Source organism: Bacillus xiamenensis (assembly GCF_000300535.1).
Lineage (GTDB): Bacteria > Bacillota > Bacilli > Bacillales > Bacillaceae > Bacillus > Bacillus xiamenensis.
This window is the reverse complement of record NZ_AMSH01000017.1, coordinates 23,742-48,121: the sequence shown is the minus strand read 5'-3', so window position 1 is coordinate 48,121 and position 24,380 is coordinate 23,742. Positions and strand designations below refer to the sequence as shown.

Here is a 24,380-nt window from a genome sequence, read left to right as displayed (position 1 = left end):
TTACTCTCCTTGTCTTTTGATATTTTTTGTCTTGGTTGTTTTCGGTCTCGATTTAAATAGCCCTATCGGTAAACGAACGTACGTATCCTTTAAGTCTGAAAACGGTGAAGACAAAACAGGTGTGAAATAGTCGAAACCAAAGGTCTTTAATTGCATCAAGTGGCAAAGCACAAATAAATAGCACATGATTAAGCCGTATAAACCAAACATCGCTGAACTGAAAATCGCCATAAACCGCAGAATTCGTAATGGGAAGCTAAAGTCATATGAGGGTGCAGTAAAATCGGCCAAGGCAGTCAGTGACACAATAATGACCATTAATGCACTGACGATATTGGCTTGTACAGCTGCCTGCCCAATAATGACACCGCCAATCAGTCCAATCGTCTGCCCAATCGCCCTCGGAAGGCGAAGCCCGGCTTCCCGCAGCAGTTCAATCGTAAACGACATGAGGATGGCTTCAACGACAGGAGAGAAGGGAACATTTTGCCGGCTACCTGCGATGGTGAGTGCCATTCGTGTTGGTAATAAGCCGGGATGATAGGAAACAAGGGCGATGTAGAGTCCTGGTAAAAAAATAGTCAGCAGTACCGCAATATAACGGAGTAAACGTAAAAGGGTGGCGCTTGTCCACCTCTGATAATAATCCTCTGGCGATTGCATCAAGGCAGTCAGTGTCATAGGCATGATGAGCGCAAAAGGCGTACCGTTGAGTAAAATGGAAATCTTCCCTTCAAGCACAGCGGCGATCACCCGGTCAGGGCGTTCTGTGTTTTGAATCTGTGGAAAAATGGAGACGTGACTGTCCTCGATTAGCTGTTCGATATAGCCGGTTTCAGGGATATCGTCCATTTTGATTCGCTTCATGCGAGATTGAACATCTTCTACTAGTTTGGGATCTGCAATATCACGAACATACACGAGAGCGGCAGACTTCTTGTTACGAGTACCTATGTTTACCTTTTGAATGACAAGGTTCGGATCGTTTGCCCGTTCACGAAGTAAAGCTGTGTTTTTTTCAAGGTTCTCAATAAATCCAATCCGTGGTCCTCTTACAAGGACTTCAGATTGCGGCTCCTCTACTTCTCTAAATTGAAAAAGATTTGTTTGGAGCGCAAGCGCTTGCGTCGCTCCATCCACAAATAAAATAGCCCTGCCGCTATATAACTGCTCAATGGCAAGGTTTATATCTACCAGTACTTCATTTTGAATGCCAAAGAATGTTTTAGAAAGGGAAGGAAGTGTAGTGTGATCGACTTCAGTGATCTTCAGTTCCTTTTGCATTGGTGAAATGATTTGTTTGGAAAGCATCTCGAATTCTGTGAGTCCTTCAACGTACACGAGACATGCAGAGATAGTGGAAGGACCAAATGAAAAAGAATGGAACACGATATCATCACTTTTCCCCGCAAAGCTTTTGACGCGCTTGATGACGGACTGTATATCTGGTTCAATACGACTTTTCATATTACCTCACCCTCATATCATGTTTTTTATAGAGTGACTCGGAAGGGGGAGAATTATGCAAATAGAAAAAAGAGAATCCCTGAAAATAGGAATTCTCTCCATATGTTTATCTCGCAAGCCAGCCGCCATCTACGGCTAAAATATGACCGTTCATATAATCGGAGGCGGGTGAGCTGAGGAATACGGCGGCACCGGCTAGATCCTCAGGCCGTCCCCAGCGTCCAGCAGGGATTCGTTTGAGAATCTCTTCATTCCGATTCTCATCGTCCCGAATGGCTTGCGTGTTATTGGTTGCAATATAACCTGGGGCAATCGCATTCACCTGAATGTGCTGGCTTGCCCATTCATTTGCAAAAGCTTTCGTCAACCCTGCGACTGCATGCTTACTCGCCGTATAGGCCGGGACAAAGACACCGCCTTGAAACGATAGAAGCGAGGCGATATTGACGATTTTTCCCTGCCCTTTTTTCAGCATCTGCTGTCCGACCTTTTGCGTGAGGAAAAAGAGACTGTTCATATTCACATTGATGACCGTATGCCAGTCTTCCTCTGAATAATGAGCCGCTTGCTCTCTTTTAATAGTACCAGCATTATTGATTAAAATATCAATTGTATGCTGTTTTAAAAGGGCATCGATATCCTGCTGAGCAGACGGAGGATCTGCAAAGTCTACTTGAACCGCATGAAATGATCTGCCTGCCTGTTCAACAAGCGATTTTGTTTCATCAAGGGGTGTATGGTGGTATGTGCCAATGATATCTGCACCTGAACTGGCAAGCGCCACAGCGATGCTTTGACCAATACCAGTTCCAGGACCTGTGACAAGAGCTGTTTTGCCTTCAAGGGAAAAGAGGGACGCTACATAGGATGTCGTCGTCATCTCATTACCTCAACTGGTCCATTGGGACAAAGTCCATATCTTTGAACGTGTAATTTTCTCCCGCCATTGCCCAAATAAATGAATAATTCGCTGTACCTGAGCCTGAATGAATGGACCACGCAGGTGAAATGACCGCTTCTTCATTTGCAACAACGAGATGTCTCGTTTCAGATGGCTCCCCCATAAAATGAAAGACACGTGCATCTTCTTCTATATCAAGATATAAGTACACTTCCATCCGCCGATCATGAATATGAGCAGGCATCGTGTTCCATGTGTTGTTGGTTTCAAGCTGAGTAATCCCCATCATCAGCTGACAGCTTTGGATGCCGTCTGCATGGATGACTTGATACAGATTTCGTACGTTTGAGGCCGCCGCTTCCCCTAAGTGATTCGGTGTTAAGTCAGCGATGGCTGCCTTTTGCGTAGGGTACGCTCTATGAGCAGTGGCTGACACAAGATAGAACTTGGCCTGCTCGCCTGATGAGCTAGCAAATTCTACATGTTCGTGTCCAAGTCCAATATATAAGAAATCTTTATGCTCCAGCACAAAAGACTCACCATCGACTGTGACCGTTCCCTGCCCGCCGACATTCACGATGCCAATCTCCCGTCTTTCAAGGAAATAATCCGTACGTAAAAAGTCGCCGGCATCCAATTTGATCGGTTCTGATTTTGGCATGACGCCACCAATCACCACGCGATCCTCATGCGAATAATACAGCTTCAATTCACCACTGACAAATAGTGTAGGAATATGAAAATGACGACGAAGTTCCTCTGTTGTAAAACGCTTGACCTGCTCAGGATGTACAGCATAACGATTTTCCATTTAAGATAAGCCTCCCTTTCCATCTGAAACAACATATGGATATTTTATTTGGTATCGGTTTCAAGGAAAATTTTAGAGGAAAAAGAGAGCGGCGTCAACCGTTAATTTGAAATCGTTTTCTTTATTTATATAAAAGGATTTTTCTTCATGATTATAAAAAAAAATCTTCTGATATTCATCAACTTATGATATGCTTTTTTTAAGTTTATTTGAAATCGGTTTCGAAACAAATCAGAAGATCGAACGTGGGAGTTTTTTTGAATGAAAGAGAAAAAGCAAACGAAGGTCACCATTAACGAAGTTGCAGCTTATGCAGGTGTCTCAAAATCAACTGTATCCAGGTACATCAATGGTAGAACAAATGAAATTTCTACTGAAAAAGTAAAAAAGATTAAAAAAGCCATTGATGAGCTCCATTATCGTCCGAGTCAGCTTGCTCAAGGGTTGAAAGTAAGAAAAAGCAAGGTCATTGGTTTTATTGTGGCCGATATTACGAATCCTTTCTCTGTGGCGACACTTCGCGGTGTTGAAGAAATTTGTGATGAATATGGTTACAGCATCATGGTGTGCAACACAGATAATCGTCCAGAAAAAGAACGAGAAATGCTTCTGAAGCTGAATGCGCATTATATTGAAGGGCTGATCATCAATACGACTGGTCAAAACAATGACATTCTGCAAGATTTTAAGAAAAACGGTGTACCGATTGTTCTTGTGGACCGTAAATTACCTGAACTCAAGGTCGACACTGTGACAACGAATAACCGAGATATCACGATTCGTCTACTCCATCAAATGTATGAAAAAGGCTACGAGCACATCGCTTTCTTTACTGAGCCGGTCGATGGGATTAGTCCTCGTGAAGAACGGAAAGAAGCATATGAACAGACGGTCATGAGTAAACATAAGAAGCCCATGATTGCAGAAATCAATTTGAAGCAAAAGGAACAAATTCGGCATGAGGTTCGTCGTTTTTTACAATCAAACAACCAGAAAAAAGCAATTTTAGCCGGCAATGGATTACTCATGCTGAAGCTCATCAGTGAACTCGTGGAGCTTGGGGTAAAGATTCCTGAGGAGACAGGCATTGCCGGATTTGATGATACAGAATGGTATAAGCTGATAGGTCCAGGAATCACAACGGTTGCACAGCCATCTCATGAAATGGGGAAAGCAGCCATGCAAAAAATCAAAACGCGGCTTGAAGGGGATGAAAGTGCTCCCCAAACCATTCAACTCGATGGTGAAATCATGGTGAGAAAATCTATATAAGCGAAGGCAGAGAAGAGTATCCATACGTGCATGCTCTCTCTTTTTCAACTAATTTGAAACCGGTACCAAGAAAGGGGAAAATGGAGTGAAAGCATTGGATGTGATCACATTTGGGGAATCAATGGCGATGTTTTATGCAAAAGAAATTGGGGAGCTTCATCAAGTGAATACGTTCAAAAAAGCACTTGCTGGTGCAGAGAGTAACGTCGCTATCGGCTTGGCAAGGTTAGGCTTTGAGGTAGGCTGGATGAGCAAAGTCGGAGCAGACTCACTTGGCACATTTGTTTTAGAAGAGCTTCAAAAAGAAGGGGTCGATACAAATGCAGTGCTCCGTTCAAATGATGGGTCCCAAACGGGGATATTGCTGAAATCAAAAGTCATCAACGGAGATCCGGATGTGACGTATTACCGGAAAGGCTCTGCTGCGAGCACCATGAATCCAAGCGACTTTCCTTCCGCCTATTTTAATCAGGCCGGACACCTTCATTTGACAGGCATTCCACCTGCAGTGTCCAGTGAAATGAGAGCGTTCTCTTTTCATGCCCTAAAAGAAATGAAGGGAGCAGGAAAAACGATTTCATTTGACCCGAACCTTAGGTTTCAGCTTTGGGAAGAGGAAGAAGATATGATTCATACGGTGAACCAGATGGCTTCTCAAGTAGATTGGTTTTTCCCCGGACTTGCAGAAGGGCAAAGACTCACGGGGTGTCATGAGCCGGAAGAGATTGCAGACGTTTATTTGCAAAAAGGTGTCAAGCTCGTGGTCATTAAGCTCGGAGCGGAAGGTGCCTTTTTTAAAAGTGCAGCCGGTCAAGGCATTGTCGAGGGTTTTCATGTTCAAGATGTCGTTGATACGGTCGGTGCTGGTGATGGATTTGCAGTTGGGGTCATTAGCGGCCTGCTTGACGGCTTATCATATGAAAAATCCGTAACAAGGGGTAATGCCATTGGGGCACTTGCGGTTATGTCGCCGGGAGATCATGATGGACTGCCTACGCGGGAGAAGCTTCAGGCATTTATGAAAGAAGCAAAACGATATCAAAGGCGAAACGAAATGAAGGAGGATGAGAAGTATGGGAAAGTCAGCAAGTTTGAGCGTTAAAGAGCAGCTTTCGGCTTGTAAACTGATTGCAGTAGTTAGAGCAGATAGTGAGGCAGAGGGGCTAGGGATGATTGAGCGTTTAAAGAAAAAAGGGGTGCGTGCCATTGAAGTGACGTATACTACCCCAAATGCCGAACGCATCATCGCATCCTTTCGGCATGAGCAAGACCTCATTGTTGGAGCGGGAACCATTACGACACTTGAACAGGCACAATCAGCCATTGAGGCAGGCTCTCAGTTTATTGTCAGCCCGGGATATCTTCCTGTAATCGGAGAGCATCTATCCTTTCACGATACACTCTATGTACCAGGTGTCCTGACCCCGAGTGAAATCATGCAGGCAAAAGCCAATGGATACAGTTTGTTAAAACTTTTTCCGAGCGGCTCCTTCGGTTTGTCCTATATGAAAAACTTACAAGGTCCATTTCCTGAAATTGAATTCATTCCAACTGGTGGTATTCATCCAGTTGATGTCCCTAAATGGCTCGAAGCAGGAGCAGTAGCCGTAGGTGTTGGCAGCCAGCTTGAAAGCAGTACAGCAGAAGAATTACAAGCTGTTCTCTCCTCATCCATCATATAGATGACAACAAACAACTGGCTCATGGACGCCGGTTGTTTGTTCGTTTATCTGACATCATAGCGGGGAAGACGCACCTTTTCACGTACAATGTGTATAAAGGAGAGATTGGTATGTACATTCAACAAGATGAACTAAAAGATGGACGGATAGAACAGTTGATTGCCGGCCATTTAGTAGAGATGAAGAAGCATTCATCGCCAGAAAGCATTCATGCTCTTCCACTAGATGATTTGAAAAAAGAAGATGTCACAGTGTGGAGTGTGTGGGATGGGGAGTCGCTTCTTGGCTGCGGAGCCATCAAGGAGTTATCAAGTGAACATGGGGAACTCAAATCAATGAGGACAGCGGCAGCCCATATGCGAAAAGGGGTAGCGAAGCATCTGCTTACCCATCTTCTCCAAGAGGCGAAGAAGCGAGGCTATACACGAGTCAGCCTTGAAACGGGTGCGATTGCTTTCTTTGAACCGGCAAGAAAATTATATGAAAGCTTTGGGTTTCAATATTGCCCGCCTTTTGGTTCATATCAAGAAGATCCAAACAGTTTATTTATGACAAAGGAATTATAGAGGTCGAGAGAGTATGCTTTTATAAGCAGCTCTTTTTTTTATGCGGTAACAATGGAAGGAGGGGGATATGCGTGAAATGGTCTAAGTGGATTGGAATGGGCGCATTTCTCACATTTTGTGTGGTATCCGTGGGTTTTTTATGTGTATTAGGTGTAGATCTAGTTAAAATTGAAAGCGTTTCCGAAAAGGCGGTGTCAACATATCAATATCACTTTGTCCTTGTGCCGGAGGAACTTGATAATGAATATTGGCAATTGGTGCAAAAGGGAGCTGCTGATGCGGCTGAAGTTCATCGTGTGTATCTTGAATATCTGGGTCCAAAGCAGGCTGATGTAGATGATCACCTGAAAACCATTGATATGGCGATTGCCGGGCATGTAGATGGCATTATGACGCAGGGACTTGATGCGACGAAATACAAGCCTCTCTTTCAAAAAGCGAGGGAAAAAGGGATTGATGTCGTCACAGTCGATACCGATGCAGAGGAGAGCAAGCGCCAAGTGTATGTTGGAACGGATAATTATTATTCAGGTTTTATTGCAGGACAGGCGCTCATCGCAGATACAAAAGGCGAACAGTATGTTGGCATTGTCACAGGGCGGCTTGATGCGATCCACCAGAAGCTTCGCGTGAAGGGATTTCGAGATGCAGTTTCTGCTGAAAAACGCATTCATCTTGTTGGCATAGAAGAATCAGCCATTACGAAATCAGGGGCTTCCGGTGCTGCGTATAAACTACTAAACGATCATGCGGAGCTCACTGCATTTTATGGAACAAGTGCATTAGACGGTGTAGGCATCATTCAAGCAACAGAGCAATATCGATCTTCTGCTGATTTTTATGTGCTCGCATTTGACACTTTGCCTGATACGATTCAGGCGCTTGATGAAGGAGAAATTGATGCGGTGGTCGTGCAGCATCCTTATGAAATGGGCTACCAAGCGGTTGAATCACTTGTTCGTTTGCAAAAAGGTGAAAAAGAAGAGCCGCTTCAGTACACGGGAACCAGTGTGATTCGGCGGAAGGACCTGCCTCTTTATCAAGCAGAAAAGCTGCAGGGGGTTCAGCCATGAAGCGGATTCGAAGTAAATTATTATTGGCATTTTTAATCCTTGTGCTCCTTGGCAACGTGGCCGCTTTTTTTGTTTATTGGAGCAGCTCGAAAATAACATCAGAATATAGCAAGAGCTTTCGTTCCTTTCTCCTGCTGAATGATATATCGACAGAAGCAAAAACGATGTATGAAAAGGTCAATGCCTATGCCATTGAAAAGGACCGACAGTTTGCTAAAGAATATGGTGAATCGAAACAGAAAATGACGTCCTATGATCAGATGCTCCTGAAAGATGCAGGGCTTCATGCCGCAATTCCCTCCATTGAAAAATATCAATATATGATGCGGACGCTCATGAATGAAAGTGATGCGACCATGACTCATGTCAAAGAAGGGAAAATCAAAGAATATGCTGCAAGTGTGAAAGAAGTAAGAACCGTCTCCTCTTATATACAAGAGCAGACGATGACCCTTCTGGATGATGAATTATCTGAGTATCAGGTACTCTATCAATCACTTCAAAAAAGACATCATACGTATGCGCTCTTTACTCTGTGCCTGTTTACGTTATCCATAGGGATCGCATTATGGATGGCTTATATGATTGCTGGCGGAATCTCAAGACCAATTGTTCATCTATCTCGGAGTGCCAAAGAAGTATCAGAAGGTCATTTTGATGGGCCGAATTTGCATGTGACATCAAAGGACGAAATCTCTGTGTTAAATGATGCCTTTCAACGAATGCGGCAAGAGATGAAGGTGATGATTGAAGAGATGAAACAAAAGGCTGCCTTAGATCAAAAAATCAAAGACATGAAGTTGAAAACACTGCAAAACCAAATGAATCCACACTTTTTATTTAATACATTAAACATCGTATCACGTATGGCTTACTTAGAGTCAGCTGATGCGACATCGAAATTGATTCAATCTGTTTCTACACTGATGCGGTATTCGTTATCTCCTCTCAGCACGTCCGTCACGTTAGAACAAGAGGTGAAAGTGGTCAAAGAATATTTTCATATACAAGAAACGAGATTTGCCGATCGCATTACATGTAAAACGACCATAGATGAGTCATGTCTATCTGTTCATATTCCAAGTCTCACCTTACAGCCGCTTGTCGAAAATGCCTTTATTCATGGGGTAGAACCAAAGGAGGAGAACGGGCTTGTTAAGCTCTCTATCTATCGAGACAAAGGCTTTGTGATGATTCGGATTCAGGATAATGGACTTGGAATCAGTGATAGAGAGAAAAAGAGATTGCTATCGCAAGAAGAGGATGATTCGAACACACTCAGTAAAGGCCACTCGACAGGGATTGGTCTTCGAAATGTGATATCAAGACTGCGTTTATTTTACGGGGTGCAGGATGCGCTTCAAATTGATTCAAAGCCAAATGAAGGCACCACCATTCAATTGGCGATTCCGATAAAGGAGGAACGAGCATGTTGAACGTGCTGATTGTAGATGATGAAAAAATTGAGCGGATGGCGATGCGTAAGTTCATGACCGAATGGCTGCCAGAGTGTCATATTGCAGGGGAAGCTGAGAATGGAAAGAAAGCGGTTGAATTTGTACGATCAGAGCCAGTTGACCTTGTGCTCATGGATATTCAGATGCCTGGCATGGATGGACTGACAGCGATCAAACAGATCAAAGCAAGCTGTCCATACACAAAATTTATTATGCTGACAGCCTACGATACGTTTGATTACGCCAAGCAAGCCATGCAGGAAGGGGTCAAACAATACCTCGTCAAACCAGCTGACAAAGACGAAACCATTAAAGTCATTCGGTCTGTTGCAGCTGAAATTCAGCGGGAGGCTTCTCAGCGGCAGGAAGAAGCAGTCATTCAGCAGTCAAAGTGGCTGGAAGCCCATGTATTCAACGGACAGCCTGATACCTCGATGGAGTTTGAGCGGCTGTTTCAGGCATTTAAAGCAGGCCTCGTCATCGCTGTTCAGCGGACTGGCGGGGATCAGTTACTGATTGATTTACAGAAATCCGCTCTTTTTAATGCGGTGCCTATTCAGGCGGGCGGCGGGCTGATGACGTGCTTTATTTATAGCCATCAAGCACCGGGTCAGCTAAAGGCGGACGTACTTCAAGCCATTCGAGCTGCCATGACAAGAGAACAGCCTTCCCCTGTCGTTGGCATGGGACACCCAGTCTCCAACCCGCTTCATCTTCAAAAAAGTGCAGCAGAGGCTAAGCTGTCCTATTATCAGCGCAAAAAGGATGGCGGCGTTGTTCGTTATGGTTTTTACAACACAGAGCTGCAATCCATTCCATTAATGAATCTGCCGGAGCTTGCCGATGACATGATGCTTGCACTAGAAGAAGGGAGGAGAGAGGACGCCCTAGCATATTATGATGCCTTTTATTTAGAAGGAGCGACCATTTCACATGTAAAAGAGCTGCTCATCTTATTAAAGTCACGACTTCGAGCAGATTTACCTGTTTTAACGATCACTACGGAAGCAGAATGCCGCCAATGCTGTGAGCATTTATTTGACCTGTATGAAGCAAGAACTCAGACAGTGAATGACATAGAGCGGGCGAAACGATACATTAAAACACATTTTTATGAAAATATCACGCTGGAGCAAACCGCTGCCTATGTCGAATTAAGCCCAACTTATTTCACAAAACGCTTTAAAGATGAGACCGGTCTGACGTTTAAAGAATATGTGACGACCTGCCGGCTGGACAAAATTAAGAAGCTTCTCAAAGACAGTTCGCTTAGTTTAAAAGAAATTACCTATCAAGCAGGATATACAGATCCGAATTACGTCAGTCGTGTCTTTAAGAAAACGGTCGGCTGTTCACCGAAAGAATATCGAAAACAGGTCGTAAAAAAATGAAGAATTTCATAAAAAAGTGAAGAAATTTGCCTGAAAAAAAGCAAGGATCTGCCAGTATACTTATTTTGATAACGCTTACAAAAAGGGATGGGGGATCCATGATGAAATTTAAATTAGGCTTAACTTTATTGGCACTCTGTATGCTGGTCATCTCTGCTTGCAGTTCATCGACGAACTCAGATGCAAAGAAAGAGGGCGGAGCGGAGAAGCTAGAAATTTTCTCTTGGTGGACTGGTGCAGGTGAGGAAGACGGGCTGAAGGCACTCATTCAATTGTTTGAAGAGAAAAATAAAGACATTCCAATTGAAAATGCAGCTGTCGCTGGTGGCGCTGGTACGAATGCCAAGGCTGTTCTGACGAGCCGGATGCAAGGGAATGATCCGCCAGCTACCTTCCAAGTACATGGCGGGGCAGAGCTGAATGAAAGCTGGGTCGCGGCAGGTAAAATGGAGCCGCTGGATGATCTTTATGAAAAAGAAGGCTGGAAGGACAAATTTCCAGAATCACTGATTGACCTTGTGAGCAAAGATGGGAAAATCTATTCCGTTCCAGTGAATATTCACCGAGGCAATGTGCTTTGGTATAACAAAAAGGTTTTTGAAGATCAAGGCTTAGAGCCGCCCACAACATTTGATGAATTTTTCAAAACAGCAGATGCATTAAAGAAAAAAGGGATTACACCACTTGCGCTTGGAGATAAAGAACCTTGGGCAGCCACTCATTTGTTTGAAAGTGTGCTGCTTGGTGTATTAGGCGTAGATGATTATCAGAAACTTTGGACGGGCGACTTGAAACTGGATGACGCCAAGGTGAAGGAAGCGGCAGACATCTTTGGACGTATGCTCGAATACGTCAATGACGATCATAGCTCTCGTAACTGGCAGGATGCCTCACAGCTCGTGGCAAAAGGGGAAGCAGCGATGAATGTTATGGGCGACTGGGCAAAGGGATACTTTGTGAATGATCTGGACTTGAAGGTGAACAAAGACTTCGGATACGTGGCAACGCCTGGTACGGAGGGAAGCTTTATGGTGATCACTGATACATTCGGGCTGCCAAAGGGTGTCAAACAGCCAGAAAACGTGAAGAAGTTCTTATCTGTGTTGGGATCTGTGGAAGGTCAGGATGCGTTTAATCCGCTGAAGGGGTCCATTCCGGCGCGTGTGGATGCAGATGTATCAAAATATGATGAATATGGAAAATCGGCGATGAAGGCATTTAAAGAGTCAAAGCTGGCGCCGTCCCTCGCACATGGCTCAGCTGCTGAAGAAGGCTTTGTGACGAAGGCAAACCAAGCCGTCAATATTTTCGTGACACAAAAAGACAGCAGTCAGTTTGTTTCTTCTTTAAAAGATGCAATGAAATAAAGTCGAAAGAGGCGGCCGATAGGCACCGCCTCTTTTTTAAAAAAGGAGTGTAGCTTCATGCGCATGGACACATCGCCGATCACAAAAACACCAGCGGCAAAAGTGAAACGTGTTCGGAAAAAATGGAATGGAGACCAGTTGCTTGCCCTGCTATTTTTAGCACCATCAGCTGTTTTGTTATTCATCTTTGTTTACGGCTTTATTGGCTGGACAGGTTATGTTTCATTAACCAACTGGACCTCGCTTGTTCCTGATTTTTCTTTCGCAGGTATGAAAAATTATGTCATGCTGTTTCAAGATTTTCGCTTTCAGTCAGATCTTCGGAACACGGTCTTTTTTACGCTGTTTTTTATTGGGGCGGTCATTGCTTCAGGGCTTGTACTGGCCATTTTACTAGATCAGAAAATCAAGGGTGAATCACTTTTTCGGAATTTATTCTTCTTTCCAATGGCTCTTTCCTTCGTTGTCACCGGTGTCGTGTGGCAATGGATTTTAAATCCGTCAACTGGCGTGAATCTGTTTTTGAAAACACTTGGCATCCAGCCAAAGTGGTACACTGATACGAACATTTTAGCTGGATTTGTATGGGGGGAAATTGAATTTGGTGTACCAGCTGCAATGATTGCAGTCGTCATTGCAGCTGTGTGGCAAATGACAGGGTTCTCACTAGCGATGTATTTGGCAGGTCTTAGAGGCATCCCAGAGGAAGTGAGAGAGGCTGCTAGAATGGATGGAGCCACTGAATGGCAAATCTACCGGGAAATCATCTTCCCGCTTTTAAAACCAATTACAGCGAGTGTTATTATTATCATGGCTCATATTTCTTTGAAGATTTTCGATTTGATTTACTCGATGACAGGACCAGGTGCGAACTTTGTCACCGATGTGCCGGGTGTTTATATGTTCGAAATGACCTTTAGAGGAAACCATTATGCAGGCGGTGCCGCCATTGCAATCGTCATGCTGATCTCTGTTGCGGTCTTTATCGTACCGTATCTCCTGTCTAGCCGGAAGGGGGCTTCATCATGACCGCAAGAAGGTTCGTTCGTCCAGTTCTCTATGCGCTGCTGATGTTGTGCAGTCTATTTTTTCTCATGCCTGTCTATGTCATGCTCGTTACAAGCTTAAAGCCATTAGGTGAAGTCACGCTTGAGCGAATGTGGTCGCTTCCGTCTACACTCGATTTTTCAAGCTATCAAATTGCTTTTGAAAAATTATCGCCCAATTTAATGAATTCTCTTTACCTTGTCATTCCTGCTACCTTATTGTCTGCTGTATTAGGTGCGATGAATGGGTATGTACTGTCCAAATGGCGTTTCAAAGGGTCAGAAGTGGTGTTTACGTTGATGCTGTTCGGTATGTTTATTCCGTATCAAAGCATTCTCATTCCACTCATTCAATTTTTACGTGAAATTGGTTTGTATAACTCCATTCCAGGTCTTGTGCTTGTCCATGTCGTATATGGCCTGCCAATCACAACACTCATGTTCCGCAATTTCTATGTGAGCATTCCTGATGAAATGATTGAATCGGCGAAAATGGATGGAGCAGGGTTTATCGGGATCTTCAGACATATGATTCTGCCGCTTTCTATTACGGGATTTGTCGTGGTTGCCATTTGGCAGTTCACAAATGTGTGGAATGAGTTTTTATTTGCGGTCACGATGACCACTGCGGAGCATCAGCCGGTCATGGTTGCCTTGCAAAATCTATCAGGTAGTCAAATTGTACAATGGAATGTCCAGATGGCAGGGGCTATTTTGGCAGCACTGCCGACCCTTTTGGTGTATATTCTGCTTGGAAAATACTTTGTGAAAGGGCTTCTTGCAGGCTCAGTTAAAGGGTGAAACATTTTGGGTGTTATCGTTTTCATTCGGTGTACTGAAAGGATTGACTTCTCTTTAGATAGCGTCATAATAAAAGTTGAGACTTGCTAGTTTTCATCATGCTTGGCAAGGGTTATCAAAGGGTAGCAAAGGGAGGAGTCATCCTGAATGAAGCAGTCACCAATTTTTTTACTGCCTGAATTGAAGGAGAGAATATGGGGAGGTACAGCCTTAAGAGATCAATTTGGCTATGATATTCCTTCTGATCGAACGGGAGAATGCTGGGCAATTTCTGCTCATCCAAACGGACCAAGTGTCGTGCAAGACGGTCCATATAAAGGGAAAACGTTGATCGAACTCTGGGACAATCACAGAGAATTGTTCGGGGGAATAGAAGGCGACCGCTTCCCGCTATTAACCAAAATTTTAGATGCAAACCAAGACTTATCCGTTCAAGTACATCCAGATGATGATTATGCGGGAAGACATGAAAATGGAGAGCTTGGAAAAACAGAGTGCTGGTACATCATTGACTGCAAAGAAGGAGCAGAAATGATTTATGGTCATAATGCAAGAACACGAACTGAGCTGGTGACCATGATGAACAGCGGAGATTGGGAAGGTCTCTTGCGGCGAGTGAAAATTAAGCCTGGCGATTTTTATTATGTGCCGAGCGGAACCATTCATGCGCTATGTGAAGGAACGCTTGTCCTTGAAACGCAGCAAAGCTCAGATACGACTTACCGGGTGTATGATTATGAACGAAAAGACCAAAATGGCAATGAGCGTGAACTTCACTTCGCGCAAGCTATTGATGTCACAACGGTCCCTCATGTAGACGGTTATGCAGATGAATCAGTAGAAACTCGTCCAGGGGTGACCATTCGAACATTTGTCGAAGCAGAATATTTCTCTGTGTATAAATGGGAAATTGATCAAAAAGTAGAGCTTTCGCAAGACTATCCGTTTTTGCTGTGCAGTGTTATTAATGGGGAAGGGTCTTTAGAGCATAATGGGAACACGTACCCACTGCCAAAAGGGGCTCATTTTATCCTGCCAGCTGAAACAGGGAGCTTCTCGATTGAAGGATCTTGTGAACTCATTGTGTCACATATATAAATGAAAAGAGGGCTTCAGGGGGTCCTCTATTTTTCTATTGCATGACTTGAAAGAGCCATTGTTTTTGTCGATAAAGAGATTAGTAGACTATATGCAAAATTAAGAGAGGGACAGGGAACGTGAAAAAAACCATCAAGATTATGTTACTCGCAGCTGCCTTTGGTATGACATTACACACAGGCAAAGAAGCACAAGCAGCCTCCTATGTCGATCAATCCATTTATACAATCAGCACCTCAAAAGTATTTACAACAGAAGCAGAAGTGAAAAAAGCAGTTGACGCATTGAAAAAGGACAAAAAGTGGACAGCCACTTATCAAACCTCAGGAAATACATCAACCTATCAACTCATTGCCTCAGGATATGACTCACAAGCTGCAGCAAGTGCAAGTGCTACGGCATTAAAAAAGGAGCTGGGCATAAGCGGTACTGTGTCTCCAGTAGGTGACCGCCTTCCTTTACAAAAGGTCGTATCTGACCCAATCAACGATGAAAGCCAGGCGAAAAAGCTCTCATTAGAGCTGACGAAAACATCAGGGCTCAATAGCTCCTATGAACCTATCAATCAAAGCAAACCTTCTTATCAGGTCATTTCAGGAGTCATTGATTCAGAAACGAAGGTCAAAAATATTCAGACGGAATTACAAAAGCAGGTCGGAGTCACTAGTACATACCAAACTGAAAGCAAAGCGGGCACCGTGTATCAGCTGATCTCAGGCAATATTGTTGGACAAAGTAAGGCAAATACCATCCTGCAAGGCTTTCAAAAGGAATCTGGTATAAAAGCAGTGCTTCAAACGGTGGCTGCAGGCAAGCCGTATTACATCGTCACATCAGCTGCACAAGCTAACCAGTCTAAAGCCCAGATCCTTCTGACCCAGCTGCAAAAAGAAGCAAAAATCAGCGGGAAGATTCAGAAGGCAGGAGCTGCTAAAAATGTGTATAGCATGGAATCGGGCTATTTCAAAGACAGCAAACAAGCAGCCTCAGCTGTAGCGCAGATCAAGAAACAAACTGGTGCTGCCGGTACGTTGCAGCGAGTAGGGAAAACGAAAAATTATATCGTGAAGCTCAATCAATTAAACGATACGGCTTACGCAAAAACAGTGGACTTTTTCAAGAAAAAGAAATGGCGCTATACGTCCAAAAAAATATCTTCTACGCAGCCATATCAAGTAGTGACTGGGAATCTTTTGGGTGATGATCAAGCGAAAAAAGCAGCCGCTTTCTTCCAAAAGAAAAAGGTGTCCGCAACAACGAAAAAAACAGGTGTAGCATCTGACAGCACGTATCGACTTGTCGTCAATCAAGCAATGGACCAGGCAAAAGTGAATAAAGGTGCCGAATACTTAAAGGCACAACAGGTAACAAGTAACATCACAACAGCCCAGGGGCAAGCCGTCACCAAAGCGTATAGCTTGGTGACAACACCTGTATATGATCAAAACAAAGTGAAGCAGGCGCAAGAAATCATTGAGAAAAATGGGGTTGCCAGCAGTACAAAAACTTTAACAGAAGTTGTCAAGCAATACCGTATCACAACAGAGGCGACTGTGAATCAGACAAAACTCAATCAAGCACTTAGCTATTTGACGAAACAAAAAATGAAGGCGGCCGCCCAAAAAACGGGTACAACCGATTATGGTCAATATCAGATCAAAACAGGTGTCATTTCGACTGCTGCATTGCGTGATCAAGGCATGACATTTTTCAAAAAACGGAATGAAACAGCAGCTTATAAAACGACAACATCACCGGTATATAAAATCAACATGACGCAGCAATTCACCGGATTAACCAGTGCCAATGCGGCCATTGCTTTTGTGAAAAGCCAATATGGCTGGACAGCCACCGCAACCAAAATCAAAAATGGTCCAATGGTTATGCAAACGAATTATAACCTCACTGTCAATGAGATGGTGAACAAACAAATGAAGGTGTCACCACAGACAGATGGTGCGGCATATGTGTATGCGACATATGTAGACGCAGCGACTTCAACAGTGAATACAGATGGGTTAAATGTACGTTCTACACCGGATTCAAGTTCTTCAAGCAACATTGTGGCACAGCTGAACAAGGGCACAAAAGTGAAACAGCTTGGGAAAGAAGGAAACTGGATAAAGATCAGCCTTGGCTGGAGAAATGCGAGTTCAGCAGAAGTATTAAAATATGTAGACCCAGCCAATATCGTTGAGGGTACGCCATCATATTTTCAATTTCTCAAACTCTCTGAAGCTGCGAATCTCGATCCGGCTGAAGTCAATTCGAAGATTTTAGCAGGGAAAGGTATTCTAGCTGGAAAAGGACAAGCCTTTATTACAGCAGCGAAAACGTATCATATCAACGAAATCTATTTAATTTCTCATGCGCTGCTTGAAACTGGTAACGGAAGTTCGGTTTTAGCGAACGGTACGAAATTTAATGATAAGATCGTATATAATATGTATGGCATTGGTGCATATGACAGCAATCCGAATTACCTTGGTGCAAAGTATGCGTATGAACAGCAATGGTTTACGCCAGAAGCAGCCATTATCGGCGGGGCAAAATTCATTGGTAACAGCTATATCAATAACGCCACATACCAACAAGATACGATTTATAAAATGCGCTGGTCTGCGGCAGCCACTCATCAATATGCAACGGATATTGGATGGGCTTATAAACAGGTCACTCGTATGTATAGTTTGTATAACTTACTTGATAACTATACGCTGTATTATGATATTCCGGTGTATAACCAATAAAAAAACGTCCGTGCTTCCTATTGAGAAGCTGGACGTTTTTTGTGTAAGAGCTGCTGTTCGATAAATGATAAGAGCTGTTTACTTGACTGCCCCTTTGAATATTGGTTCCATTCCTCAGCAAAGGTTTTTAATAAGGCTCGATTGTCTGCTTCGTTTAGCTGCATTAGCTCCTTTAAGAGCATGTCATGAGTCACGCAAGCCTTTCCTGGAATGATGTCTTCATAATGATCGACTAAGCCGCGTTTCGTTCGATAAGTCTCTAGATCATAAGTGAAGAATAAAACAGGTTTTTGAAGCAGCGCATATTCAAACACAATTGACGAATAATCCGTAATCAAGACATCACAGGCATAGAGCAAAGGATAGAGCGGCTGATCGGACACATCAAATATCCATTCACCATCTGTTTCAGCTTTGGCTAAATGTTTAACCGCAGGATGAAGCTTAACGAGCAGGATGTAGTCACCGTTCAGTTCTTTCTGCAATTGCTCTTTTGAAAAGGGTAGGACAAGATCGTCCATAGCGAAATCTCGATAGGTCGGTGCATAAAGCAAGATTTTTTTTCCTTTTGGGAAAACATCTGTATCAAAGGAAGGTGGGCGCTGATCATAGTACACATCCGTAAACGGCACACCTGTTGGTAAAAAACGATCGTCATCGACGCCAAATGAAGTGTTAAAAATCTCACGCATTTGATCTGAGCCTGTGACGATATAATCGAAAGACGCATAGACCCGCTTGAAGCGTTTCAGATCACGAGAACTTCGGTCACGATTTGAAGCGTCTTCAAGACCGAACTTTTTCAAAGCGCCATTGGCATGCCACACCTGAATACAAGTAGTAGAAGGTCTATTTCTTAGCACACTTGTCATCAGAAAATAATTATCCGTGACAACGACTTTGCTTTTCAGCATCGTATACATACATTGAATGAGATGGAAGGGGTTTTTTTCATGAAAATAGCGAAATGACACATGAGGCACGTCCTTTTCTATCACGGAAGCATGCTTCGTATAGAGGACAGTGAGCTTCATCGTCATATTCGCCTGTTGTTGATAAGCATCAATGAGAGCAGCTGCATTCTCTTGGAATGAAACAAGCAGCGTCACCTGGTTTTCACGAGGTTTCACGCCGCTCATCAGCCATCCAATGAAAGACACAAAAGCTGCATAACATGAGATGATCAGTGAGCGTATATTCATCATGTATCAGTCTCTCACAGCTGCTTCGTCTGATCCTTTATTTGCTCAGGATAGTAGCGCTTTTTGCCTTTGTTTTCTTTTAATACGGCAAAAGCGTACTTCGGAATATTCAGCATTCGTTTCCATCTCCACGGATTGACAATCAGTCTGTACAGCCATTCTGTATTTGTTTTGATCATCCAGCGTGGTGCACGTTTCACCGTTCCGCTAAATACATCAAAGCTTCCACCTAAACCGATGCAAACAGCTTGCGGGAACAAATGACGGTATTCATAAATAAAGTTCTCTTGGTTTGGATAACCTAAAGCAACAAATACCATATCTGGTTTTGAACGAGCAATTTGTTTTGCCACAAAACGTTTGTCGGCTTGATAACCGTCACAGCTGCCTGCGATCACCACATTTGGATATTCCGAATCAATCCGCTGTTTGACAGCCTCAAGCACTTCTTTTTTCGCCCCATATAAAAAGATACTTTTAGATTGCTTGTTTGCAAGATCGAGCATAGACATGAACACATCAAAACCTGCAATTCTTGATTTCAATGGACTTTGTGTCATACGTGACATCAACACAACACCTACACCATCCGGCAGTACATAATCCGCAGAAGAGACCACTTGATGGTACGCATCATCCTTCATGACTGCATAGCCGATCTCTGGATTCACCGTCGCAATCATGGCGCCTCTTCTCTGGGAAATATGATGTTGATTGATATAGCTGATAAATTCTTCTAAGTCGCCATTTACATAAGAAAGGTTAGAGACCATTTCTGTTTGCATTGCTCAGACCCCCTTTGTATCTTGTTATCTATGAACGTTCATTGTAAATTCATTCTTCACCTACTCATCATTTTATCACAGTTGCTCCATGAAATATTAACAATAACTTTACAATCCTTTAAATTTCGTGACATTTTCATCACTTCATAGGACTGAAGCCTAGTGAAACATTGATTTTTCGGACTTTTTCATTCGTGCCCATTAAATTGGAAATAGTTTGTCTTTACATCTGCTTAACGTTTATTGGGCGTTGTGATATAATGAGGTTCCGAAGAGCGAAAAAATATGAATCGATGATAATAGGATTACGGATAAACATTACTGTTTGAAGCAGACGAATAAGGATGAAAGAAAGGAGTTTATGTTTACAATGAAGAAAGTTATTACTTACGGTACATTTGATTTATTACACTGGGGGCACATCAAGCTGCTAGAGCGTGCAAAGCAGCTCGGAGATTACTTAGTGGTGGCCATCTCTACAGATGAATTTAATTTACAAAAATCAAAAAAGGCTTATCATAGCTACGAGCATCGAAAGCTGATTTTAGAAACCATTCGTTATGTAGACGAAGTCATTCCAGAAAATAGCTGGGATCAAAAAGTCCGCGATGTACAAGAGCATGACATTGATGTATTTGTCATGGGAGATGACTGGGAAGGCAAATTCGATTTCTTGAAAGAGTATTGTGAAGTCGTTTACTTGAAGAGAACAGAAGGTATCTCGACAACACAAATTAAGGAAGAAATTGCGGGACTTTAATAGATTGAAAAAAAGTACTTCTTATCTTTTGGTGAGAAGTGCTTTTTCATGTAAAATACAATGAGCAAGGCATCATTATTTTTAAGGAGAGCTTCCTGTGTTTCAAAATTGGATGAAGAAAAAAGTTGAACACACATTGGATCAACCTGAACCACATGAAACAATGACATCAGTTGGTATCCCTGATATGGACTACTACTTTATTGTAGGTGACGTGCCAAAACAGGATGATAGCTTAACGAAGTCTTTAAATGCAAGATTAAAGCGACTGGCTGAGGAACATAAGCATGCTGTGATTTTAACTTTGAACTTCGATGTAAATGCGAAGGAACGTATCCGCAGCATGAAGGAGGCCTTCCATCCTCAAATTGACATCATGAATGTATTCGAACATTATATTTTACCGGAGAGCGGGAGCAAAAGGCATTACTCGGAGTTTATTGCAGGGGAAGTACCGCATTCGATCAATGAATCGGTCATACCGGCAGATGAATCGACCATTCAGGTGACGAGATATGAACTGCCTTCTTCTCCCATTTGGACGATTGATCAATATAATGAAGAGCAGCAATTAGTGAAGAGGGAAGAATACGATTGGCAGGGAGCTTTGCGCAGAGTACAAAGCTTTGTTCCTCATACAGGCGCTCTATACTTAGAGGAATTGATCAAGGACGATGGTAGCATCTGTATGGAGATCATCTACTCTGGTGATGCAAAAAAAAATCCAGTGCGCCACATTAATTGGTATAAAAAAACAGGAATTCAAACATTTTCAAAGAAGACGGATATAAAGCAGCAATGGCTATCTATGATTCAATCACAAAATGACCGGTTAAAGCTGATGGTAACAGAGGAACGGGACCAAGATCGCCATCTGTTTAAAATAGATCAACCGGAAACAACTTATTATGCTGCTTTTGTGCATGAAGCCCATTATGAGGAAAATCCGCACCACATTGATTCTCAATATGGAGAATTATTTAAACAAATCAGAAAACAGCAAGTGGATGCCGTCTTCTTTGGAGATACTAAGCATAAAGAAGATGTCGAGAAGGTATTGGGAGAACAAGCTTATTTTTATCATGTGCCTTCTGATGAAATGCCGGCTTGGAATAGAGCCCTTCATCAGATGCTCGAAAACCGTGTGCGTAAAGATGAACTGAGAAGTATCGTGGAGCGCATGAAATGGAGCTTGCGTGATCTAAGCTCTGAACACCATGTTCTGCACCTTCAGCTTGAGGTGAAGGACGAAATGAGCCAAGCGGATCATGTGAAAATTGATTTTGCAGGATATGATCGAGTCAATGGAGCTGAAATTATATCTCAAACAATTGATGAAAACCATCAAGTTAGCTTCCCAATTGGTCATTTTCAAACAAAGAAAAACATTGAATTGAACGAAACGAAATATGTTGATTTTTACATTCGCTTCAAAACAGAAGAACTTCAAGAAGTTCTGCAACGTCTAGAAGTAGAGGGAGAGCTCCTGACCAATAAACCATCATCAATAGATGGCTGGTCGTATCAAACAAAGCAGGGGAACTATTCTTGGAAAGTGAAATAATGATACAAAATAGCGGTAAGATTTTTGAATAGAGGAGACTAACGATTAATGATTGAAGATGGTATTCATAAAAAGAGTGTCGTTATAGGTTTAAAAAATCATCATGAGAAATTAGAAATGCTCGTCCGCATCTACGATGACATGCCATTAGCAGATAGAGAATTTTATCTGTTTATGAGAGAAAGGGTATCAAAACAAGAACTATTCCTTCCGCTTGTTCATCAGGAAGAGAATCTATTCAAATTGGTACTGAATGAAGCTTCGTTCCCGCTTTCGTTAGAGCAAGGCCAGACATATAACTTATATGTTACGGACTATCTGAGCGCAGACAAAGAAGAGGACGAAGACGAGCTTGAAGACTCAGCCTATGATTCTGATTCGGAAGAAGAGGAAGAGGAAGTAAAAGAAGCCGATATCAATGCAGATTCTGAAATAGAAGAGAAAACACCATATTATAAACGTCGTTTGAAAATGGACATTGAAACGCCAGAGATGACATTTGTAGAAAATAAAGAGGCGATGCTGTATGTCATTCCATATCGTACAGACAAGGGAAATGCTTCTTTGAAAATCAAGCGGGAGCTCAAAGTTGTGAAATTCAATCACATCGAGCTTAACAAAGAATGTACGTTATCTTTATCTGGGTATGCAGGCGTTCTGAGTGCAGAGCACCCTTATCAAATCAAAGAAGTAAAGCTTCTATTGAAGAAGAATGGTGAAGAACCAATTGAGCACCGCTTTCCGGTAAAGATCACACATAAAAAAGATGAAGCAATTGAATACCGTGATGACCATCAAACACCACAGCTTTATCAATTTTTAGCAGAAGTCCCTTTGAAGGAATTAACTTATTCCTTAAACAAACGCCTTGTATATCGTTTCTATCTTGAGTTTATTTGCGATGTTAACGGAGTGGAAGAAACGCTAACAACGACTTCTTTAGTGCTGGGAGATCGTTCAAACAAACTCAAAGGGCTTGTTCAAATTTATAAACGAAACGATGTACCGATTCGATATGAAGTGTACCGAAAGAAAAAAAGACAAACGCTTGGCATCCGAATTAATGATTACACCATGAAGACACGTGCTAAGTACTATGTGAAGAGCAAATGGAAGAAAGTCAAAAAGCAAATCGGCAAAATCAAAAAAGTCCGCAATCGACTTGTGACAAGGACGTTCCAAACGACCTTTACACTGGCGAGTAAGCTATCTGTGAAAGAGAAAACCGTTGTTTTTGAGAGCTTTAATGGGAAACAATTCAGCTGTAACCCTCGTGCTATTTATGAATATATGAAAGAAAATCACCCTGAATATACGCTGATCTGGAGCGTTAAAAAAGGGCATGAAGCACCGTTTAAGGAAAGAGGCATCTACTATATCAATCGTCTGTCATTCAAATGGATTTTTGCGATGGCAAGAGCCGAGTATTGGGTCGTAAACAGCCGTTTGCCGCTATGGGTTCCAAAACCAGACCACACAACATATTTGCAAACATGGCACGGTACGCCGTTAAAACGACTGGCGATGGACATGGACGAAGTGCATATGCCTGGAACAAACACAAAGAAATACAAAAAGAACTTCACGAAAGAAGCATCGAACTGGGATTATCTCATTTCTCCTAATGCATACTCGACTGAAATCTTTACACGTGCGTTCCAATTCCAGAAGACCATGATTGAGTCGGGATATCCGAGAAATGATTTCCTTCACAATCAAAACAATGAAGAAACGATGAGAGCACTCAAACAAAAAATGAACCTGCCGCTTGATAAAAAATTGATTTTATATGCACCGACATGGAGAGACGATCAATTTTATAAAAAAGGGCAGTACAAGTTTGATTTAGACCTTGATCTGCATGAGCTGAGAGCAGCTATCGGAGAAGAATATATCATCATTCTTCGTATGCACTATTTAGTCGCTGAAAACTTTGATCTAGGACCATATGAAGGCTTTGCCTATGACTTCTCTCATTACGAAGACATTCGAGACCTGTATATGATTTCTGATCTGCTCATCACAGATTACTCATCCGTGTTCTTTGATTATGCAAACCTCAAACGTCCGATGCTGTTCTATGTACCAGACATCGAAACATATCGTGACAAACTAAGAGGCTTCTACTTCGACTTTGAACAAGAAGCACCAGGACCGCTTGTAAAAGAAACATCAAGCGTGATTGAATGGGTAAGAGAAACAGAACAGCCGACTTTTACATTACCAGCTTCATTCGCACCGTTTTATGAAAAGTTCTGCTATTTAGAGAGCGGAGAGTCATCGAAGCGTGTGGTGGAAGTAGTGTTTGAATAGGTTAAATAAACAGGATAAAGGCTTACAGCTAATGGCTTGTAAGCCTTTTATCATGATATAAAGTGAAATAATCC

At 42.6% G+C, this 24,380-nt stretch carries 20 protein-coding genes; 15 read left to right on the top strand and 5 right to left on the bottom strand.

Annotated elements, in window-relative coordinates; all coding sequences use genetic code 11:
* The 3 genes from BA1_RS08020 to kduI form a co-directional block, all read right to left on the bottom strand.
* The gene (locus BA1_RS08020; protein WP_008357577.1) at window positions 1-1,467 is read right to left on the bottom strand and encodes a spore germination protein; all 1,467 of its coding nucleotides are present in this window, start codon (window positions 1,465-1,467) and stop codon (window positions 1-3) included.
* 106 nt (window positions 1,468-1,573) lie between these two features.
* Window positions 1,574-2,347: a 2-dehydro-3-deoxy-D-gluconate 5-dehydrogenase KduD gene (gene kduD, locus BA1_RS08015; protein WP_008357574.1), complete on the bottom strand. Its 774-nt coding sequence runs from the start codon at window positions 2,345-2,347 to the stop codon at window positions 1,574-1,576.
* Window positions 2,348-2,351: 4 nt separating this feature from the next.
* Window positions 2,352-3,179, bottom strand: a complete 828-nt coding sequence (gene kduI, locus BA1_RS08010) for a 5-dehydro-4-deoxy-D-glucuronate isomerase (protein ID WP_008357573.1) — start codon at window positions 3,177-3,179, stop codon at window positions 2,352-2,354.
* A 261-nt stretch (window positions 3,180-3,440) separates the two neighbouring features.
* On the opposite strand from kduI, the gene BA1_RS08005 reads away from it, so the two are divergent.
* The 12 genes from BA1_RS08005 (at window position 3,441) to BA1_RS07950 (ending at window position 17,682) form a co-directional block, all read left to right on the top strand.
* Complete coding sequence (locus BA1_RS08005) at window positions 3,441-4,451, top strand: LacI family DNA-binding transcriptional regulator (RefSeq protein ID WP_008357570.1); 1,011 nt, start codon at window positions 3,441-3,443, stop codon at window positions 4,449-4,451.
* Between the two features lie 85 nt (window positions 4,452-4,536).
* Window positions 4,537-5,553: a sugar kinase gene (locus tag BA1_RS08000; RefSeq protein WP_008357568.1), complete on the top strand. Its 1,017-nt coding sequence runs from the start codon at window positions 4,537-4,539 to the stop codon at window positions 5,551-5,553.
* Window positions 5,525-6,133, top strand: coding sequence for a bifunctional 4-hydroxy-2-oxoglutarate aldolase/2-dehydro-3-deoxy-phosphogluconate aldolase (locus tag BA1_RS07995; protein WP_008357566.1), 609 nt, complete (start codon window positions 5,525-5,527; stop codon window positions 6,131-6,133). The genes BA1_RS08000 and BA1_RS07995 overlap by 29 nt, the downstream gene beginning before the upstream one ends.
* Before the next feature lie 110 nt (window positions 6,134-6,243).
* On the top strand, window positions 6,244-6,699 hold the full coding sequence (locus BA1_RS07990; protein WP_008357564.1) for a GNAT family N-acetyltransferase: 456 nt from the start codon (window positions 6,244-6,246) through the stop codon (window positions 6,697-6,699).
* A gap of 71 nt (window positions 6,700-6,770) precedes the next feature.
* Entirely contained in the window at window positions 6,771-7,772 is a 1,002-nt protein-coding gene (locus BA1_RS07985; RefSeq protein WP_008357562.1) for a sugar-binding protein, read from the top strand.
* Entirely contained in the window at window positions 7,769-9,208 is a 1,440-nt protein-coding gene (locus tag BA1_RS07980) for a sensor histidine kinase (protein ID WP_008357560.1), read from the top strand. Before BA1_RS07985 ends, BA1_RS07980 begins: the two co-directional genes overlap by 4 nt.
* Window positions 9,202-10,620 (top strand): response regulator, encoded by a 1,419-nt coding sequence (locus BA1_RS07975; RefSeq protein ID WP_008357558.1) that lies wholly within the window; start codon window positions 9,202-9,204, stop codon window positions 10,618-10,620. Before BA1_RS07980 ends, BA1_RS07975 begins: the two co-directional genes overlap by 7 nt.
* 98 nt (window positions 10,621-10,718) lie before the next feature.
* The gene (locus tag BA1_RS07970) at window positions 10,719-11,987 is read left to right on the top strand and encodes an ABC transporter substrate-binding protein (protein WP_034738768.1); all 1,269 of its coding nucleotides are present in this window, start codon (window positions 10,719-10,721) and stop codon (window positions 11,985-11,987) included.
* A 57-nt stretch (window positions 11,988-12,044) separates the two neighbouring features.
* Window positions 12,045-13,016: a carbohydrate ABC transporter permease gene (locus tag BA1_RS07965; RefSeq protein WP_008357554.1), complete on the top strand. Its 972-nt coding sequence runs from the start codon at window positions 12,045-12,047 to the stop codon at window positions 13,014-13,016.
* Entirely contained in the window at window positions 13,013-13,834 is an 822-nt protein-coding gene (locus BA1_RS07960; RefSeq protein WP_008357551.1) for a carbohydrate ABC transporter permease, read from the top strand. The genes BA1_RS07965 and BA1_RS07960 overlap by 4 nt, the downstream gene beginning before the upstream one ends.
* A 147-nt stretch (window positions 13,835-13,981) precedes the next feature.
* The gene (gene manA / locus BA1_RS07955) at window positions 13,982-14,932 is read left to right on the top strand and encodes a mannose-6-phosphate isomerase, class I (RefSeq protein ID WP_008357550.1); all 951 of its coding nucleotides are present in this window, start codon (window positions 13,982-13,984) and stop codon (window positions 14,930-14,932) included.
* A gap of 119 nt (window positions 14,933-15,051) precedes the next feature.
* A complete protein-coding gene (locus BA1_RS07950; protein WP_008357548.1) occupies window positions 15,052-17,682 on the top strand; it encodes an N-acetylglucosaminidase in 2,631 nt (876 codons plus the stop codon).
* Between the two features lie 17 nt (window positions 17,683-17,699).
* Here the strand turns inward: BA1_RS07950 and BA1_RS07945 are convergent, their stop codons facing one another.
* Together BA1_RS07945 and BA1_RS07940 are read right to left on the bottom strand one after the other, a co-directional pair.
* Window positions 17,700-18,887, bottom strand: coding sequence for a CDP-glycerol glycerophosphotransferase family protein (locus BA1_RS07945; protein ID WP_008357547.1), 1,188 nt, complete (start codon window positions 18,885-18,887; stop codon window positions 17,700-17,702).
* Between the two features lie 11 nt (window positions 18,888-18,898).
* Window positions 18,899-19,669, bottom strand: a complete 771-nt coding sequence (locus tag BA1_RS07940) for a WecB/TagA/CpsF family glycosyltransferase (protein WP_008357545.1) — start codon at window positions 19,667-19,669, stop codon at window positions 18,899-18,901.
* Window positions 19,670-20,039: 370 nt separating this feature from the next.
* Here BA1_RS07940 and tagD point away from each other — a divergent pair, with 370 nt between their 5' ends.
* The 3 genes from tagD (at window position 20,040) to BA1_RS07925 (ending at window position 24,306) form a co-directional block, all read left to right on the top strand.
* The gene (gene tagD, locus BA1_RS07935) at window positions 20,040-20,429 is read left to right on the top strand and encodes a glycerol-3-phosphate cytidylyltransferase (RefSeq protein WP_008357543.1); all 390 of its coding nucleotides are present in this window, start codon (window positions 20,040-20,042) and stop codon (window positions 20,427-20,429) included.
* A gap of 97 nt (window positions 20,430-20,526) precedes the next feature.
* Window positions 20,527-21,993 carry an alpha-glucosyltransferase N-terminal domain-containing protein gene (locus tag BA1_RS07930; protein WP_008357541.1) on the top strand — a complete coding sequence of 489 codons (1,467 nt, stop codon included), beginning with the start codon at window positions 20,527-20,529 and terminating at the stop codon, window positions 21,991-21,993.
* Window positions 21,994-22,041: 48 nt separating this feature from the next.
* Window positions 22,042-24,306, top strand: coding sequence for a CDP-glycerol glycerophosphotransferase family protein (locus tag BA1_RS07925; protein ID WP_008357539.1), 2,265 nt, complete (start codon window positions 22,042-22,044; stop codon window positions 24,304-24,306).
* The last annotated feature ends 74 nt before the right edge of the window (window positions 24,307-24,380 follow it).